Source organism: Lactococcus sp. AK05 (assembly GCF_041026685.1).
Taxonomy (GTDB): Bacteria; Bacillota; Bacilli; order Lactobacillales; family Streptococcaceae; genus Lactococcus; species Lactococcus lactis.
The window spans coordinates 37,405-52,927 of the sequence record NZ_JBFTEI010000004.1 but is presented as its reverse complement, the minus strand read 5'-3'; the positions used below and the strand labels follow the sequence as shown (position 1 = coordinate 52,927).

General features: G+C 34.0%; 20 protein-coding genes. 16 read left to right on the top strand and 4 right to left on the bottom strand.

What is annotated here, in order from left to right:
- Nucleotides 1–62: 62 nt before the first annotated feature.
- The 9 genes from AB6B24_RS08880 (at nucleotide 63) to AB6B24_RS08840 (ending at nucleotide 6,042) form a co-directional block, all read left to right on the top strand.
- Nucleotides 63–521 carry a GNAT family N-acetyltransferase gene (locus AB6B24_RS08880; protein ID WP_047206880.1) on the top strand — a complete coding sequence of 153 codons (459 nt, stop codon included), beginning with the start codon at nucleotides 63–65 and terminating at the stop codon, nucleotides 519–521.
- A gap of 45 nt (nucleotides 522–566) precedes the next feature.
- Nucleotides 567–1,424, top strand: coding sequence for a S1 RNA-binding domain-containing protein (locus AB6B24_RS08875; RefSeq protein ID WP_021723456.1), 858 nt, complete (start codon nucleotides 567–569; stop codon nucleotides 1,422–1,424).
- Between the two features lie 174 nt (nucleotides 1,425–1,598).
- Complete coding sequence (gene msrA / locus AB6B24_RS08870) at nucleotides 1,599–2,117, top strand: peptide-methionine (S)-S-oxide reductase MsrA (RefSeq protein ID WP_012898514.1); 519 nt, start codon at nucleotides 1,599–1,601, stop codon at nucleotides 2,115–2,117.
- Nucleotides 2,118–2,152: 35 nt separating this feature from the next.
- A complete protein-coding gene (locus AB6B24_RS08865) occupies nucleotides 2,153–2,362 on the top strand; it encodes a YozE family protein (RefSeq protein ID WP_010906259.1) in 210 nt (69 codons plus the stop codon).
- A gap of 66 nt (nucleotides 2,363–2,428) precedes the next feature.
- Nucleotides 2,429–3,307 carry an ATP-binding cassette domain-containing protein gene (locus tag AB6B24_RS08860; RefSeq protein ID WP_195935860.1) on the top strand — a complete coding sequence of 293 codons (879 nt, stop codon included), beginning with the start codon at nucleotides 2,429–2,431 and terminating at the stop codon, nucleotides 3,305–3,307.
- Entirely contained in the window at nucleotides 3,307–4,071 is a 765-nt protein-coding gene (locus AB6B24_RS08855) for an ABC transporter permease (protein ID WP_195935859.1), read from the top strand. Before AB6B24_RS08860 ends, AB6B24_RS08855 begins: the two co-directional genes overlap by 1 nt.
- Before the next feature lie 135 nt (nucleotides 4,072–4,206).
- Nucleotides 4,207–4,632, top strand: coding sequence for a 50S ribosomal protein L11 (gene rplK, locus AB6B24_RS08850; protein WP_004254643.1), 426 nt, complete (start codon nucleotides 4,207–4,209; stop codon nucleotides 4,630–4,632).
- 297 nt (nucleotides 4,633–4,929) lie between these two features.
- Nucleotides 4,930–5,619 (top strand): 50S ribosomal protein L1, encoded by a 690-nt coding sequence (gene rplA, locus AB6B24_RS08845; RefSeq protein WP_004254644.1) that lies wholly within the window; start codon nucleotides 4,930–4,932, stop codon nucleotides 5,617–5,619.
- Between the two features lie 78 nt (nucleotides 5,620–5,697).
- Nucleotides 5,698–6,042, top strand: a complete 345-nt coding sequence (locus tag AB6B24_RS08840) for a hypothetical protein (protein ID WP_195935858.1) — start codon at nucleotides 5,698–5,700, stop codon at nucleotides 6,040–6,042.
- 11 nt (nucleotides 6,043–6,053) lie between these two features.
- Here AB6B24_RS08840 and AB6B24_RS08835 read toward each other — a convergent pair whose 3' ends face one another.
- Both AB6B24_RS08835 and AB6B24_RS08830 read right to left on the bottom strand, forming a co-directional pair.
- On the bottom strand, nucleotides 6,054–6,275 hold the full coding sequence (locus tag AB6B24_RS08835; RefSeq protein ID WP_010906257.1) for a hypothetical protein: 222 nt from the start codon (nucleotides 6,273–6,275) through the stop codon (nucleotides 6,054–6,056).
- A 12-nt stretch (nucleotides 6,276–6,287) separates the two neighbouring features.
- Entirely contained in the window at nucleotides 6,288–6,689 is a 402-nt protein-coding gene (locus AB6B24_RS08830; protein WP_004254651.1) for an HIT family protein, read from the bottom strand.
- 278 nt (nucleotides 6,690–6,967) lie between these two features.
- Between AB6B24_RS08830 and AB6B24_RS08825 the strand changes: the two genes are divergently transcribed.
- The 3 genes from AB6B24_RS08825 to AB6B24_RS08815 are packed head-to-tail and all read left to right on the top strand — an operon-like array spanning nucleotide 6,968 to nucleotide 10,574.
- On the top strand, nucleotides 6,968–8,773 hold the full coding sequence (locus AB6B24_RS08825) for a glycerophosphoryl diester phosphodiesterase membrane domain-containing protein (protein ID WP_311804220.1): 1,806 nt from the start codon (nucleotides 6,968–6,970) through the stop codon (nucleotides 8,771–8,773).
- 18 nt (nucleotides 8,774–8,791) lie between these two features.
- Nucleotides 8,792–9,562, top strand: coding sequence for an ABC transporter ATP-binding protein (locus tag AB6B24_RS08820; RefSeq protein WP_004254655.1), 771 nt, complete (start codon nucleotides 8,792–8,794; stop codon nucleotides 9,560–9,562).
- On the top strand, nucleotides 9,555–10,574 hold the full coding sequence (locus AB6B24_RS08815; protein WP_029344476.1) for an ABC transporter permease: 1,020 nt from the start codon (nucleotides 9,555–9,557) through the stop codon (nucleotides 10,572–10,574). Before AB6B24_RS08820 ends, AB6B24_RS08815 begins: the two co-directional genes overlap by 8 nt.
- A gap of 38 nt (nucleotides 10,575–10,612) precedes the next feature.
- Here AB6B24_RS08815 and AB6B24_RS08810 read toward each other — a convergent pair whose 3' ends face one another.
- Nucleotides 10,613–11,239 carry a copper homeostasis protein CutC gene (locus AB6B24_RS08810; protein ID WP_017865091.1) on the bottom strand — a complete coding sequence of 209 codons (627 nt, stop codon included), beginning with the start codon at nucleotides 11,237–11,239 and terminating at the stop codon, nucleotides 10,613–10,615.
- 117 nt (nucleotides 11,240–11,356) lie between these two features.
- Here AB6B24_RS08810 and AB6B24_RS08805 point away from each other — a divergent pair, with 117 nt between their 5' ends.
- The gene (locus AB6B24_RS08805; protein WP_047206869.1) at nucleotides 11,357–12,178 is read left to right on the top strand and encodes a putative RNA methyltransferase; all 822 of its coding nucleotides are present in this window, start codon (nucleotides 11,357–11,359) and stop codon (nucleotides 12,176–12,178) included.
- 23 nt (nucleotides 12,179–12,201) lie between these two features.
- On the opposite strand, the gene AB6B24_RS08800 is transcribed toward AB6B24_RS08805, so the two are convergent.
- Nucleotides 12,202–12,483 carry a DUF3270 domain-containing protein gene (locus AB6B24_RS08800; protein ID WP_004254660.1) on the bottom strand — a complete coding sequence of 94 codons (282 nt, stop codon included), beginning with the start codon at nucleotides 12,481–12,483 and terminating at the stop codon, nucleotides 12,202–12,204.
- Nucleotides 12,484–12,703: 220 nt separating this feature from the next.
- Between AB6B24_RS08800 and AB6B24_RS08795 the strand changes: the two genes are divergently transcribed.
- The 3 genes from AB6B24_RS08795 (at nucleotide 12,704) to AB6B24_RS08785 (ending at nucleotide 15,480) form a co-directional block, all read left to right on the top strand.
- Entirely contained in the window at nucleotides 12,704–13,627 is a 924-nt protein-coding gene (locus AB6B24_RS08795; protein WP_004254664.1) for a peptidase U32 family protein, read from the top strand.
- Between the two features lie 136 nt (nucleotides 13,628–13,763).
- Entirely contained in the window at nucleotides 13,764–13,931 is a 168-nt protein-coding gene (locus tag AB6B24_RS08790) for a hypothetical protein (RefSeq protein WP_021465948.1), read from the top strand.
- A 256-nt stretch (nucleotides 13,932–14,187) separates the two neighbouring features.
- On the top strand, nucleotides 14,188–15,480 hold the full coding sequence (locus tag AB6B24_RS08785) for a U32 family peptidase (RefSeq protein ID WP_021465949.1): 1,293 nt from the start codon (nucleotides 14,188–14,190) through the stop codon (nucleotides 15,478–15,480).
- Nucleotides 15,481–15,523 lie beyond the last annotated feature (43 nt).

The window sequence follows — 15,523 nt, the reverse complement described above, 5'->3', positions numbered from 1 at the left end:
TAAAAGCATTAACGGCTCCATTGAGCCGTTTTTACATCAAAAATCTGTCAGGATGGATAAATTTGAGAGAACTAATCAAACTTAGAGAGCAACCGTCTTATCTCAAAGAAGCAATTCGATTTTTTCAGGAAAAATGGGGAAATACAGACAGTAACCCTGTATATGATGACTGTTTGAAGCATAGTTTAGAGAGTAACAAAAAGATTCCTCAGTGGTATCTGATTGTTGATGAAGGAAAAATTATTGCGGGGTGTGGACTGATTAGCAATGATTTTATTAGTCGAATGGACTTATATCCTTGGCTTTGTGCACTTTATGTTGAAGAAAAATTTCGAAATCAAGGTCTTGCTGGTCTGTTGATTGAAGCAGTAAAAGAAGATTGCAGAACTTTTGATTTTGATAAACTTTATCTTGCAACCGATTTTGCTGATTTCTATGAGCACTTTGATTTTCATTATCTAGCTGACGGCTATCATCCTTGGGGTGAAAAATCACGGATTTACGAAGGGAATATCAATTAAACAGAGACAAATAGTCTCTCAATCACATTTTATAAAGAGGAACAAATGAGTATTATTGGACAAACAATCTCCGCGATAATCGTGGAAGAAAGTGAACGTTTCTATTTTCTCCAAAAGGGAGAAGATTTATTACGTTTAGATAAAACAGAAGGTGAACATACGGTTGGCGATGTGGTGACTGGTTTTGTTTATGTGGATAAAGATGATCATCGTCGTTTGACGACTTTGGAACAAAAAGCAACAAATGAGCATTATGGTTGGGGAACGGTAACAGCTGTTCGTAAGGACCTTGGTGCCTTTGTTGACACAGGTTTACCAGGAAAAGATGTGGTCGTCTCTCTTGATGATTTACCACTCGAAAAAGACCAATGGCCAAAAGTTGGTGACCAACTTTATGTGAAATTAATTATTGACAGAAAAGAGCGAATTTGGGGTCATTTAGCATGGCATGAAGATTTCTGGAATCTTGCAGGCCCTGCTTATGACAACATGCAAAACCAAGATTTACGAGCAATTGTTTATCGAAATAAAGAATCAGGAACATTTGTTTATTTGCCTGACAACAATATGCTAGGATTTATTCATCCAAATGAACGTTTCTCAGTTCCACGTGTCGGTCAAGAACTTCAAGTTCGTGTTATTGGTTTTAGAAAAGAAGACCGTAGTCTAAATCTGTCAGCAAAACCACGTGCTTATGAAATGCTTGATGCTGATAGCCAAATGATTTTAGCTTATCTTCAATCAATGGGCGGGAAAATGGCATTTAATGACAAATCAAATCCAGATGAAATTAAAGCAACTTTTGGAATCTCAAAAGGACAATTCAAAAAAGCGCTTGGTGGTTTGATGAAGGCTAAAAAAATCAAACAAAGTCCAGAGGGAACAGAATTAATCGGAGAATAATTTACTGACAGCTTCTTTAGAAATACTAAGCTTAATTTAAAAGCATTCGTCAGTAAATTCTGTCAGTCTTATGACTTATAAAAATTTCTGTCAGTAAAAAAGTAGCTTAATTGGCTACTTTTTTTTGAGCTATGCTATAATATTTCACAAGACAAACAAAGTGAAGGAGAAATAATGGCAACAGAAAGAGCAATATTTGCAGGTGGATGTTTTTGGTGTATGGTTCAACCTTTTGAAGAACGAGAAGGGATTTTATCTGTGATAAGTGGCTATACAGGTGGAAATGTTGAAAATCCAACTTATGAACAAGTAAAAAAACACCTGACTGGTCATACAGAAGCAGTAGAAATTATTTTTGATAATAGTAAAATTACCTATCAAAGTCTTGTTGAACTTTATTGGACACTCACGGACCCAACAGATGCTTTTGGTCAATTTGAAGACCGTGGGGATAACTATCGTCCAGTCATTTTTGTTGAAAACGAAGAACAAGAAAAAATTGCCAAAGAAAGCAAAGCGCAATTGCAAGCCAGCGGAAATTTTGATTCACCTATTGTGACAAGTATTGAAGCCGTTCAAAAATTCTGGCCAGCAGAAGACTACCATCAAGGATTTTACAAAAAAAATCCAGAAGATTATGCCCAATCAAGTAAAATTCGTCATGATTTTTTGGAAAAACAATGGGAAAAATAATAAATTTTCCGACTTAATGATAATAGAAAGAGAAAATGACTTTTTATAATTACCTTATGCGCCATCGCGCACCAGTAGAAAAAGATGATGCAACTCGTCTTGCAAATTTAGTTTTTCAAGACCCGCTTTTTCCAAAACAGTCTAAAGATTTCGATGAAATTTCGACTTATTTAGAAACCCAAGCCCCATTTTACTTTAATCTTACCCTGTTTGATAATATTTGGGAAAGTTATTTAGAAGCTTAATGATTACCATAAATTCTTCTTAACAAAAAATAATAAAATGATATAATGGGCACAAAGGAGAGATTTATGCAAATTAAAGTAGAAGAACTTAAATTCTCATATCAGTCCAGACAAATTTTGTCTATTAATGAAGGGGTCTTTGAGTCCGGGCAGATTTATGGAGTTGTTGGCAATAATGGTGTTGGTAAAACAACTTTTTTCAAGACATTGACCAATATTATTACAAATTATGAGGGTCATATTCAAATAGATGGTCAAGAAATCAAAGAAAATCCAAGATTGCTCACAAAAGTTGGTATCATGCTTGATGATATGGAACTTTACAAGAGTTACACAGGTTTATTCAATCTCCACTACTTTGGTGGTTTACGAGGAGAGTTTGATGAGGATAAAGCGCTCGATTTAGCTGAAAAATTAGATTTAACTCCTGAAATGTTATCAAAAAAAGTCGCCACTTATTCACTTGGAATGAAGAAAAAGTTAATTCTACTCATCTCGGTTATGAATGATGCGGAAATTTTAATTTTCGACGAGCCTTTTCGAGGAATTGATGCAAAATCTGTTGATTGGTTTAGAGATTATTTGCTTGAACTCAAAAGAAGAGGACGTTTGATTCTGATTTCTAGCCATGTTCAAGAAGATATTGAAACAATCTGCGATAAAGTTTATCTTCTGGCTAATGGAAATTTCACAGCTACTTTTGATTTGAAAAATCAACAAGAGATCTTGACTTATACGGTTTCTGTAACAAATGTTCAAGTCTTAGAAAGCTTCTTGACAAAGGCTGGTGTTCAGGCGGAAATTAAAGAAAATACAGTAAAATTTGACAGCAGTCCCGAAGATTTTCAAATTGCATTTCGTCATGCTGTTGAAGAAGGGGTAAACTTTGATAGCATAAAAAAAGAATCAAAATTTGCTGAATTTATCAAAAAAGGGAGTAACTGATGAACGCAAAAAACATTTTTAAAATGGAATTTTACAGAAATTTTCGAGATAAAAGCTGGTTGATTGTCATTGGGGTTATGGCAATTTTAGCATTAATTGATTCAATTTTAATCATCAATCTCATTGGAGAAACAGTCTCTGGATACAGTCAGAATAGTGCCGGGACAGCAGTTCTAGCGGCTTTAACTATTTTCTTTACTTTGGCTTTAGGACTTGGAATTTGGGCCTTTCAAATCATTTATCCATTCCATCTATTATCAGTTGATTATAGTAATAAAGCGTTAGGGCTAATGATTGCTTCTGGAGTAAATCGAGTAACTTATTATTTTATCAAATTAATTTCAACAATTCTTTCGACTTTACTAGCCTTATTTACAATTTTGATTGTTCCTTTTTTCTTAATTTTAGGTGTCTATGTCCGACAATTAAGTGAATTTTTGAGTATGGTCTCTCGTTCTCTTTCACTTAGCAGCGTTTGGATGGTCTTACTAAATTCATTTGCTGGTGCTTTAGCTTCTATTGTTGTCTTGTTTTTCGTTGTGATTATGACACGAGGCAAATTCTGGGGGATTTTTATTTATTTAGGGATTGCAATGGGAATTGGGATTGTCCTCACCATCCTTACTAGCTCAATAAACATAGTATCGGCTGATAGTCAAAATATGATGTCAAATACCAGTTTGATTGGGATTATCTTCTCAGTAGTTGAAATAATTGCTTTTGGATTGCTCGGACTCTCTCTTATCAGAAAACAAGATTTATAAAGCAAAGAGTGCTTGACAGAGCACCCTTTTTTTGATAGAATACTCAAGTATGTGAATTTTCACATGCACGGCGTGGAAGCTGTAAGATACAGCATCATACCACATCACGAAAACAAAATATAAGGAGAATTTATCGTGGCTAAACAAGTAGAAAAACTCGTTAAATTACAAATCCCTGCCGGTAAAGCAACACCAGCTCCACCAGTTGGACCAGCTTTGGGTCAAGCAGGTGTTAACATCATGGGATTCACAAAAGAATTCAACGCTCGTACAGCTGACCAAGCTGGTATGATCATCCCAGTTGTTATCTCAGTTTATGATGACAAATCATTTACATTCATCACAAAAACTCCTCCAGCAGCAGTTCTTTTGAAAAAAGCAGCAGGCGTTCAAAAAGGTTCTGGTGAACCTAACAAAACAAAAGTTGCTTCAGTTACAAAAGCACAAATCAAAGAAATTGCAGAACTCAAAATGCCTGACCTTAATGCGTCATCAGTTGAAACTGCAATGTCAATGATTGAAGGTACTGCAAAATCTATGGGATTCACTGTTACTGACTAAAAATTTAGACGAATTACTTCGTTGACAGAACCCTCACCTACTTAGGTAGGCTTCGGAACCTGTCGCCTCGTACTTCGAGTAAATTTTCGAGATTTACATATTGTAAATTCAGAAAAAGTCACACATGCAATCCACACATTTAGTGGAAGGCTGTTACTCTTGTTGTTATAAAAATACTATTAGTTCATCTGAAGTGGCGCGGAGCGAGAAAATATCTGCCTTTGAGCGCAGTAGAGCGGACTTTTAAACGCAACAAGGAAGACAGACAACCGATATTACCACAAGGAGAAAATAGAAATGGCTAAAAAAAGTAAAGCATTGCGTGCAGCGATTGAAAAAATCGACGCAACTAAATTATACAGTGTAGAAGAAGCTGTAGCACTTGCAAAAGAAACTTCATTTGCAAAATTTGATGCAACTGTAGAAGTTGCTTACAACCTTAACATCGACGTTAAAAAATCTGACCAACAAATCCGTGGAGCAATGGTATTGCCAAACGGTACTGGTAAAACTGCTCGTGTTCTCGTTTTCGCTAAAGGTGCGAAAGCTGAAGAAGCTACAGCAGCTGGTGCAGACTTCGTTGGTTCTGATGAACTCGTTGCTAAAATCAACGGTGGATGGTTGGACTTCGACGTTGTTATCGCAACACCTGATATGATGGCTGTTGTTGGACGTCTTGGACGTGTCCTCGGACCACGTAACTTGATGCCAAACCCTAAAACTGGTACAGTTACTATGGATGTAACTAAAGCAGTTGAAGAATCAAAAGCTGGTAAAGTTAACTACCGTGCTGATAAAGCTGGTAACGTTCATGTTCCAATCGGTAAAGTTTCATTCGATACAGAAAAACTTGTTGAAAACTTTAAAGCTTTGAACTCTGTAATTGCAGCTGCTAAACCTGCTGCATCTAAGGGAGCTTACATCACAAACCTTTCTGTTACAACTACAATGGGTCCTGGTGTTAAAGTTGATTCTGCATCATTCTAATAACAATAAAAAAAGAGAAAAATATTTTTCTCTTTTTTTATTTATTGTAGAATATAAAAAAACATGCTAGAATGAGGTATGTTATTATTTCTATGGGCTTATACAACAATTATCTTTGCAATTGCCTATCTTTTTCAAGTTCTAAACCTGACGCTGATTGGATTAGAGGTCGTTACCATTCTCATTCTTTTTATCAGTTTTTGGGAAAGTACCAAAGGAAGATATTGGCGAATTATTGGAATGAATATTATTAATATTATATTCATAAGTATTCTATATTTTTCACAACATACCTTTACTTACATTCAACATCATGATGTCGAAAAAATGCTGGTCATAGTTGTTAGTTTTGTCTTGTCCCAATTATTGGGGATTTTCTGGGGGAGACAGTTTTATAAACATCAAGAAAAATCAAAAAAATAAAAGGGTTGAAATTATTCAACTCTTTTATTTATTTGATTAACAAGTTCATTAATTTTTTCAACTCTAGGTTGGATGGAAATTTGAAATTCATCTACTTTTTTTTGAATATCTTTTCCAACTTTTTCGGCTTTGATACCTTCTTCTTGAACACGTTCCACATTTACTTTCATCGTGTTGACTTCTTCTGACAACTCGCCAATGATATTTTTTAAGTCTTTAAATAATTCAATCATAGTAATATCCTTTTATTGGCCATTGATTTCTTTAGCAATTTCAGCTAAATCATAATCATGAGCAGTGAATTTTCCAACGAAACCATCATTTTCATCAAAACGAGGAATAAGGTGAATATGAGTATGAAAAACAGTTTGACCAGCGATTTCTTCATTATTTTGTAAAATGTTCATCCCTTTAGCATGAAGATTATTAACAATTTTGTTGGCAATAAAAGGGACTTTGCTGAAAAGTTCAGCTGATTGTTCACCTGTCATTGAAAGAATGTTGCGATAATGTTTTTTGGGAACCACTAATGTATGCCCTTTAGTTGTTTGAGTGATATCAAGGAAGGCAAGAACATCATCATCTTCATAAATTTTGGTGCTAGGAATTTCACCAGCGATAATTTTGCAAAAAATACAATCTTCCATTTGATAGGTCCTCCAGTAGTAATAATGACTCTTTACTCAAAGTCAAAACTTATAATATACTTAGATTATAGTATAAATAAGCTAAAAATCCCAGTAATAATGCTGAAACTTACTAAATCGTAAGGGAATTGCCGAAAAAGGGAAATTCAAATATGTTATAATAAATAAAACTTTTATTTATTATAACTTAAATTTAAGCATTTTTTATTTTATAAATTTGATATAATGTAATGAAAATTATTCTTCTGTTTAGAGAAAGTATGGGGAAGTTTAGGAGTATGGTGAGAAAAAAAGCTAAGAAGAAAAAGAATGCTAATCGGCCACTTGGCTTGATTTTTAAATATTTGCGAGAGTTTTCTAAGTTTTGGTTTGAATATCTTTCGATTTTTGTTGGGGCAACTATAGTCATCACACTTGTTATTATTCCACTTTTAGAATCCATTTCTGAGCTTATTATGCGAGTTAGTGGAATTCCTTATGTTTCTTATAATAATCTTGGAAACTTGCTTCAGCAGCATTTCTTAGGAGTTTTGGGGCTCGTAGTTGTCTTATTTGTGCTCATATTTTTGGTTTATCTGCAATTCATCGTTCAGTTTCAAGGAATTCGTTTGATTCAGGCGAGAACTTTTAGTTTAAAAAGTTTATTTAGGCAAGTTATTTCGGATCTTAAAAATGTCAGAATTCAACAATTAGTCTTTTTCGTATTTTATTTTCTATTAATTATTCCTTTTGGACGTTATGTTTTTAGTACGCCACTTTTGTCGAAAATTAAAATTCCTGTTTTTACATTTGAATTTTTCTTTAAAAGTTGGCAAAATATGCTAATTTTGTTCCTATTTTATGCTATAACATTTTGGATTAGTACCCGTTTAATTTTGACTCTTCCACTGATGATTTTAAAAGGTCAATCATTGAAAGTAGCAATAAAAGAAAGTTTAAAACGAACAAAAGGAGTTAGAAATTTTTTCAGACTATCTGTTTATTTTGGACTTATCGGTTTATTTAGTATAATAATGCAGGGGCTTCTTTTTATGGGCGGCTACTTTGCCCAAGATTATTTGGATAAAACTTCTTTTGCCCTTGTGGGAGCAGTGTCAATACTGGATTTGATTTGGTTGGGAAGCTCTATTATATCTACCTTGAGTTTGGTCATGCTTTTTAGTTACTTGATGAGAGAAGCTGACTTGGAAGCCTTTGAAATTTCAGAAGTAGTAAAAAAATCTCCGAAAGTTAGAAGAAAATATAAAATAATTTTTTCTACTTTAGCTGTTTTAATTTTTGCTGTAGTGAGCTGGACTTATGTTGAAGGATTTATGGATACTGTCCCTTTAACCATTTCACATCGGGGAGTTGATGAAGAAAATGGGGTGCAAAATACAATTCCAGCCATGGAAGCTACGGCTAAATCAAAACCAGATTATGTTGAAATGGATATTCAGGAAACAAAAGACCATCAATTTGTTGTTTTCCATGATCCAACTTTAAAAGATTTAGCTGGAATTGATACTCCGCCACAAAAACTTACCTTAGTGGAATTGACGAATACAGTTGTTTCGGAAAATGGGAAAAAGGCTTTAATCCCAAGTTTTGATGATTATTTATCGGCTGCTGAAAAAGTCAATCAAAAATTACTGGTTGAGATTAAAGTATCTCCATTTGATTCTCCAAAGATGGTTGAAAATTTTAGTAAAAAATATGGTGCACGGCTTTTAAAAGATAAGGCTATGATTCATTCTTTAGATTATAATGCTCTTTTAATTGAACAAAAAATTAATCCTAAGATTAAAGTGAGTTTCATCCTTCCCTTCAACTTACTTTTCCCACAAACTAAGATGTCGGCCTATACCATGGAGGCCACAACACTCAATAGTAGTTTTGTGGATAAAGCTCAGGCAAGAAAGCAGATGGTTTTTGCTTGGACGGTCAATGACGAAACGGATATGAGAGAACAGATGTTTAATGGAGTAGATGGAATTATTACAGATAATCTTGATGACTTAAAAGAAGTTATCGCCGAGGATGATGATAATCCGAGTTATGCGCAACGTATTTTAAGAATGACTTCAATAATAAATATAGAATAAGATTGAAAAGAGGAATGTATGTTAAAAGTAACAAATCTAACAGGTGGCTATTTGGGGCATCCTGTCTTAAAAGACCTTAATTTTGAAATTAAAGAAGGTGAATTAGTTGGACTCATTGGTTTAAATGGGGCAGGAAAATCGACAACAATTCAAGAAATTATTGGACTTTTGACTCCTTATTCTGGACAAATTGAATTAGACGGCTTAACTTTACAACAAGATTTAGAAGGCTATCGTAGAAAAATTGGTTTCATTCCAGAAACACCAAGTTTATATGAAGAATTGACTTTGCGTGAACATATTGAAGTGACAGCTTTAGCTTACGGGATTTCTGTTGACTTGGCTTTTGAACGTGCTGAAAAATTATTAGAAACTTTCCGCTTGAGTGATAAATTAGATTGGTTCCCTGTGAATTTTTCAAAAGGGATGAAACAAAAAGTGATGATTATCTGCGCATTCTTAGTGGAACCTTCGCTTTATATTGTTGATGAACCTTTTATGGGACTTGACCCGCTTGCGATTCAGGATTTGATTGACTTGATGATTGACATGAAAAAATCAGGAAGTTCGATTTTAATGAGTACACATATCTTGTCCACAGCTGAAAAATTCTGTGATAAATTTATTGTTTTGCATGAAGGTCAAGTTGTTGCTTTTGGAACAGTAGAAGAATTACGGACTCAATTTAATCAGCCTAAGGCAAGTTTAGATGAAATTTATCTTGCCTTAACAAAAGGAAATATTCCAAACTCTAAAGAAGTTGTAGAGGCAGGAAAGTCAAATGAATGAAATTTTTAAAAAACGACGTAACCTTTGGTATAAGCAAAATATAAAATATCTTCGTTATGTTTTTAATGACCATTTTGTTTTGTTCCTGATGATTTTATTAGGAGCTTTGGTGGTTCAGTACATTAACTTTCTACAAATTCATCAGCTGAATTTATGGGGCAAAATTATTTTAGTTATTTTGGTCAGTTTGGCTAGTCAAATTGTGGGACGTTTGGCAACATTTATTGAGAGTCCAGATAAAGTTTTTTTACTGACAAAAGAAATGGAAGTTCGGGCATATTTAGTAAAATGTTTAATCCGCTCTTTGATTATTCCAGCAGTTGTGTCAGCACTTTTGGTTTTGATTGCTGCTCCATTATTAAGATTTAATCCTATTTTCTTAGTCCTTTGGTTCGTCTTACTTGTCGCAATCAAAGCGGCTTGGTTGGCTTACAAAATTTGGTCTTCTCAAAAAAGTGGACTTTTGGATTGGGCTTTCTTGATTGATTTAGAAGAAGGACGAAAAACAGGAACTTTAAGATTATTTTCACTGTTTACGAATGTTAAGGGACTTAAATCACACAGTCATCGTCGGAAATATCTTGATTTTCTACTGACGAAAACAAAAAGAACTTATGAGTATCTATTTACAAGAAGTTTTTTACGCTCAGGAGATTATCTTGGTTTAACGATTCGTTTACTTATTTTGTCAATTTTAGCGATGATTTTTATTAATAATGGAATTGTTGCCATTATTATGGTGGTTGTATTTAACTATTTGCTTATTTTTCAACTTTTATCATTACAAACGGCTTTTGATTATCAACTTTTAACAAGAATTTATCCACTGAAAAAAGCGGCTAAAACAGCTGGTTTACGGGTGCTTATTTTTAGAGTGATGATGTTTGTGACAATTGTTGAATTGATTCTGTCATTAATTTTTGTTCGACCATTTTTCTTGAGTTTGATTATATTACTTACGAACTTTTTACTGACAAAATTTTATGTTAGATTCCGACTTAAAAATAAATAAAAAAGTTACTGATAGAATGTCTGTCAGTAACTTTTTATTTATAATTTGATAATTTTTGTGCCATGAACATAATTTGTTCCGGTTAATTGAGCGAGGTTTTCAAAGTTTTCAGCATTGACACCCCCACCAATAATAATGTTAATTTTTCCCTTAGCATAGTCAATGAGACTTTTAAGTTTGTCAGTATTTAAGGGTTGGTCAAGTGGCCCACCGTGCGTCAAAATTTTATCTACGCCAAATTCGACAAGTTGGTCAATTGCTTTTTCTTGATCAGTGACTTCATCAAAAGCCATGTGGAAAGTGATTGGGAGCCCTTGTGCGGCAATGCTCACTGTTTCAAGTGCGTCAGTATCTATTTCATTGTCAGGAGTAAGGGCACCAAATACAATGTTTTGGGCACCAGCTTCAACAGCTTTAAGGGTGTCAGTTTCAATAATTTTAAGTTCATGAGAATTATAAACAAAATTACCACCGCGAGGACGAATCATGACAGCAAGAGTTGTCTTACTTTCGGCAACATATTTGGCAGCTTCTTCAATGACACCATAAGAAGGAGTGGTTCCTCCAACGGCGAGGTTGTCGCAAAGTTCAATTCTCTCAACGCCGGCTTGAAGCGCTTGAGGAATTTTGGTAAAATTTTCAAGGCAAAGTTCTCGGATAATCATAATTTCTTCCTTTCATCTACTAAAATTATTATAACATGATTATCTTATTTAACTTAAAAAAATTACAAGAATTATTTTGAATAAAAAGAATGAAAGTGATTATGCTAGAATAGAACTATGTTAAAAAAAATTGAAAAAGCTTATTTACTTTTAGAAGAAAATGTGGAAATGTTGAGATGTCCAATTTGTCATGGTAAATTTCAATTGGCAGCCTATGCCTTAAAATGTGAAAATAATCATACTTATAATTTAAACAAGAAAGGTTATGTTAATTTTTTACAAACAAAAGCTGACACAGAGCATTATACGCGTAAAATGTTTGAACCACGTAGACGCCTAATTCAAGCAGGGATGTATCAAAATTTACTGACAGAAATTCAAAAATCATTTGTCAGTGGAAATTTACTTGATGTTGGAACAGGTGAAGGTTCATTTTTAGAACTCATAGAGGGTGCGGGGGCGAAGTTTGCTTTTGATATTGCTAAAGATGGAATTGAAATGGCAACCGAATTAGATACGAAAAGTTTTCTGTCCTTAGCTGATTTAACTAATCTCCCTTTTGCTGACGAAAGTCTGTCAGTAATTTTGAATATTTTTACGCCTTCAAATTATGCAGAATTTCATCGAGTTCTGACAGAAAATGGCCGGGTCATTAAAATTATTCCTGACAGAAATTATTTACGTGAGTTGCGAGAAGTTTATCAACTTCCAGTTGATTATGATAATCAAGCAGTTATTGAGCGTTTTAAAGAAGAATTTCCTAAGAATACTCAACAAACAATTGATTATACTTTTGAAATTCCAGAAAATTTGCGTCAAGATTTCTTATTGATGAGTCCATTAGAATGGTCAGTTTCTGAGGAAAGAAAAAAATTTGCAAAGGAAAATCCGCCAAAAACAGCGAGAATTCATGTGCAAATTTTAATTGGAATAAAATAAAAAAACTGTCTATTAGACAGTTTTTATTTCATCATAAATTTAATCGCTTTAGCAATTCCTTTTTTCACGGAAATATAAAGAGCAAGCGAGAGAACAATAGAAACTGGAATAGCAATCCAGCTTGCCAATAAACTCACCAAAATGTAAGTAGTAAAAACAAGAAAAATTGAGAAAACAGCAATATTAGTGAAGAAGCTTAATTCTTCAATTCTTTTGTTGACTTGTCTTTGCTCAAAATTTTTACTTTCGTTATAATCGACATATTCTTGCTTCTCATAAAAATCTTTTAAATTCTTTAATTCCATAATTTTCTAGCACTTTCCTATATTATGTAATCAATTATAGTATAAAAAGCAAAGGTTTACGTTACCGAGAATTTAAATGTATTGCTATTTGGTTTCGTTTGAGTTAAAATAAAATTAACCTATACTTTTTTATGAATAAATATCATTTTGAGTAGTAAATTTTAGTAAGAGGATGAATTAGAAAAAACGTGTAAGAGAACAATATGATATAATTATCACTATGATTACTATTACTTCTACGGCAGAAAGCCTAGAGCAAGCTAAAGCATTGCTCGAAGCTGGAGTCGACCGTTTATACATTGGTGAAAAAAATTATGGTTTACGCGTACCAACTGCCTTAACCAACGAAGAGATTCAAAAAATTACAGAACTTGCACATGATGCAGGAAAGACAGTGACTGTCGCGGTCAATGCTCTGATGCATACAGAGATGATGGCAAAAATAAAAGATTTTTTAGATTTCTTAGTTGAAATTAAAGCTGACCGAATTGCAGTAGGCGATGCGGGTGTGATTTTTGTTTTGCAACGTGATAAATATGAATTACCATTTACTTATGATGCCTCAACCATGGTTGCTTCTGCCCGCCAAGTTAATTTTTGGGCCAAGCAAGGGGCAATTGAAGCTGTTCTTGCACGTGAATTGCCAAAAGAAGAACTTGCTGATATGACCGATGAATTAGCTGTACCAGGCGAAATTTTAGTTTATGGTGCAACGGTGATTCATCATAGCAAACGTCCATTGGTGCAAAACTATTATAATTTCATCAAGACTGAGGAAAAAGGCAAAGACAGAGAAAGAAATCTTTTTGTCTCTGAACCTAAGAAAGTTGATACACATTATTCAATCTTTGAAGATAATCACGGGACGCATATTTTTGCTAATGATGATTTAGATATGATGACAGAACTTTCAGATTTAGTAGCAATGGGTTATGACCATTGGAAATTGGATGGAATTTTTACTCGTGGTGAAGATTTTGTAGCGATAAGCAAACTTTTTGTAGAAGCTAAAAAGCTGATTGAAGCAGGCGAATTTACAGAACTTAAGGCTTTCCAACTAGATGAAGAAATCCGAAAAATTCATCCAGCAGGACGTACATTATCACACGGTTTCTATGATTTGGACAAAGATGCCATTAAATAAAAAAAGAAAAGAAGTTGTTCATTTACTGACAGCTTTTTTTTGATGAAAAACTATTGTCAAAGGTTCGTAAATCATTTATAATTAATTTTAAAGAAAATTCATAAAAATTTAAATTAACTCTTTAGGAGAGAAAATAATGATTAGATTTCAAAAATATTTTTTTCCGTTGCTGATACTGATTGTTTGGCTCATTATTTTGTTCTTTAACCCAGGAACAAGAGAAAAAATAATTTTGACGCTCATATTGATTGTTGGGGCACTTATTCTTTTCGTTATAAATGATATGAGAAAATCAGGAAAATAAAGTTGAAATAGAGGATTTACTGACAGAAATGTAAAAAGCTTTATCAATAATTCTGTCAGTAAAAATGAGAGATAAGCAACATAATGTCAAAGAACTTTGTCACATTTGAAGGTTTAAATTTGGCAAGAAATCCTGTAAAATAAAGAAACAAAGAAGTTTTGGCTCGCAAATTTACTGACAATAAATTTGACTAAGATTTTTTCTTTTTGGAGCCTTTTCAAAATACTTACAATCTTGAAAATTGGAGAATTGAAACATGTCAATTACAAAAACACGTCCAGAGGTTCTTGCACCAGCAGGAACACTCGAAAAACTAAAAGTCGCTATTGATTATGGCGCAGACGCAGTATATATTGGTGGACAGGCCTATGGCTTACGTTCACGCGCAGGTAATTTTACCTTTGAAGAAATGGCTGAAGGGGTCGCTTATGCAAGTGCCCACAACGCTAAAGTTTATGTAGCAGCCAATATGGTGACACATGAAGGAAATGAAAAAGGGGCGGGCGAATGGTTCCGTACATTACGTGATTTAGGAATTTCAGCGGTTATCGTTTCTGACCCTGCTTTGATTGCCATCTGTGCTGCTGAAGCACCAGGTTTGGCCATTCACTTGTCAACACAAGCGTCTGCTACTAACTATGAAACTTTAGAATTCTGGAAAAATTTAGGACTTGAACGCGTTGTTTTAGCGCGTGAAGTTTCTGTAGAAGAATTAAGAGAAATTCGTCAGCATACTGATGTTGAAATTGAAGCTTTTGTTCACGGAGCCATGTGTATTTCATACTCAGGACGTTGTGTCTTGTCAAATTATATGAGTATGCGTGATGCTAACCGCGGGGGATGTTCACAATCTTGCCGTTGGAAATATGATTTATATGATATGCCATTTGCTGGCGAACGCAAATCGATTACCGGTGAAGTCACTGAAGAATTTTCAATGTCAGCTGTTGATATGTCAATGATTGAACATATTCCTGATATGATTGAAAATGGAGTTAATTCGCTCAAAATCGAAGGAAGAATGAAATCAATTCACTACGTTTCAACAGTTTCTAACGTTTATAAAGCAGCTATTGATGCCTATTTGGAATCACCAGAACGTTTTGAAGAAATAAAACCAGCCTTAGTTGATGAATTATGGAAAGTAGCTCAACGTGAATTAGACACTGGCTTTTATTATGGAACGCCTGATGAAAATAAACAACTCTTTGGGGCTCGTCGTAAAATTCCTGAGTACAAATTCGTCGGAGAAGTTGTTGACTTTGATGCTGAAACAATGGTAGCTACAATTCGTCAAAGAAATGTTATTACAGAAGGTGACCAAATTGAATTTTATGGCCCAGGATTCCGCCACGTAGAAACAGTGGTCAAAAATCTTCGTTTGGCAGAAACAGATGAACATATTGACCGTGCACCAAACCCAATGACCCTTTTACATATTGATGTTCCTTTTGCGGTTAAAGCAGGGGATATGATTCGTAAAAACGGCTCAGGTTTGATTAATCTTTATGACAAAAAAACAGGTCTTGCTAAAACAGTACGAGCTTAATAAAAATAAAAGAGAATTTTTGCTGAAATTCTCTTTTATGTCA

Bases quoted from the DNA above. Each gene is read 5' to 3' on its own strand.
- AB6B24_RS08875 (WP_021723456.1), top strand. From the start codon at position 567: ATGAGTATTATTGGACAAACAATCTCCGCGATAATCGTGGAAGAAAGT.
- msrA (WP_012898514.1), top strand. From the start codon at position 1,599: ATGGCAACAGAAAGAGCAATATTTGCAGGTGGATGTTTTTGGTGTATG.
- AB6B24_RS08865 (WP_010906259.1), top strand. From the start codon at position 2,153: ATGACTTTTTATAATTACCTTATGCGCCATCGCGCACCAGTAGAAAAA.
- AB6B24_RS08860 (WP_195935860.1), top strand. From the start codon at position 2,429: ATGCAAATTAAAGTAGAAGAACTTAAATTCTCATATCAGTCCAGACAA.
- AB6B24_RS08855 (WP_195935859.1), top strand. From the start codon at position 3,307: ATGAACGCAAAAAACATTTTTAAAATGGAATTTTACAGAAATTTTCGA.
- rplA (WP_004254644.1), top strand. From the start codon at position 4,930: ATGGCTAAAAAAAGTAAAGCATTGCGTGCAGCGATTGAAAAAATCGAC.
- AB6B24_RS08840 (WP_195935858.1), top strand. From the start codon at position 5,698: ATGTTATTATTTCTATGGGCTTATACAACAATTATCTTTGCAATTGCC.
- AB6B24_RS08835 (WP_010906257.1), bottom strand. From the start codon at position 6,275: ATGATTGAATTATTTAAAGACTTAAAAAATATCATTGGCGAGTTGTCA.
- AB6B24_RS08830 (WP_004254651.1), bottom strand. From the start codon at position 6,689: ATGGAAGATTGTATTTTTTGCAAAATTATCGCTGGTGAAATTCCTAGC.
- AB6B24_RS08825 (WP_311804220.1), top strand. From the start codon at position 6,968: ATGGTGAGAAAAAAAGCTAAGAAGAAAAAGAATGCTAATCGGCCACTT.
- AB6B24_RS08820 (WP_004254655.1), top strand. From the start codon at position 8,792: ATGTTAAAAGTAACAAATCTAACAGGTGGCTATTTGGGGCATCCTGTC.
- AB6B24_RS08815 (WP_029344476.1), top strand. From the start codon at position 9,555: ATGAATGAAATTTTTAAAAAACGACGTAACCTTTGGTATAAGCAAAAT.
- AB6B24_RS08810 (WP_017865091.1), bottom strand. From the start codon at position 11,239: ATGATTATCCGAGAACTTTGCCTTGAAAATTTTACCAAAATTCCTCAA.
- AB6B24_RS08805 (WP_047206869.1), top strand. From the start codon at position 11,357: ATGTTAAAAAAAATTGAAAAAGCTTATTTACTTTTAGAAGAAAATGTG.
- AB6B24_RS08800 (WP_004254660.1), bottom strand. From the start codon at position 12,483: ATGGAATTAAAGAATTTAAAAGATTTTTATGAGAAGCAAGAATATGTC.
- AB6B24_RS08795 (WP_004254664.1), top strand. From the start codon at position 12,704: ATGATTACTATTACTTCTACGGCAGAAAGCCTAGAGCAAGCTAAAGCA.
- AB6B24_RS08790 (WP_021465948.1), top strand. From the start codon at position 13,764: ATGATTAGATTTCAAAAATATTTTTTTCCGTTGCTGATACTGATTGTT.
- AB6B24_RS08785 (WP_021465949.1), top strand. From the start codon at position 14,188: ATGTCAATTACAAAAACACGTCCAGAGGTTCTTGCACCAGCAGGAACA.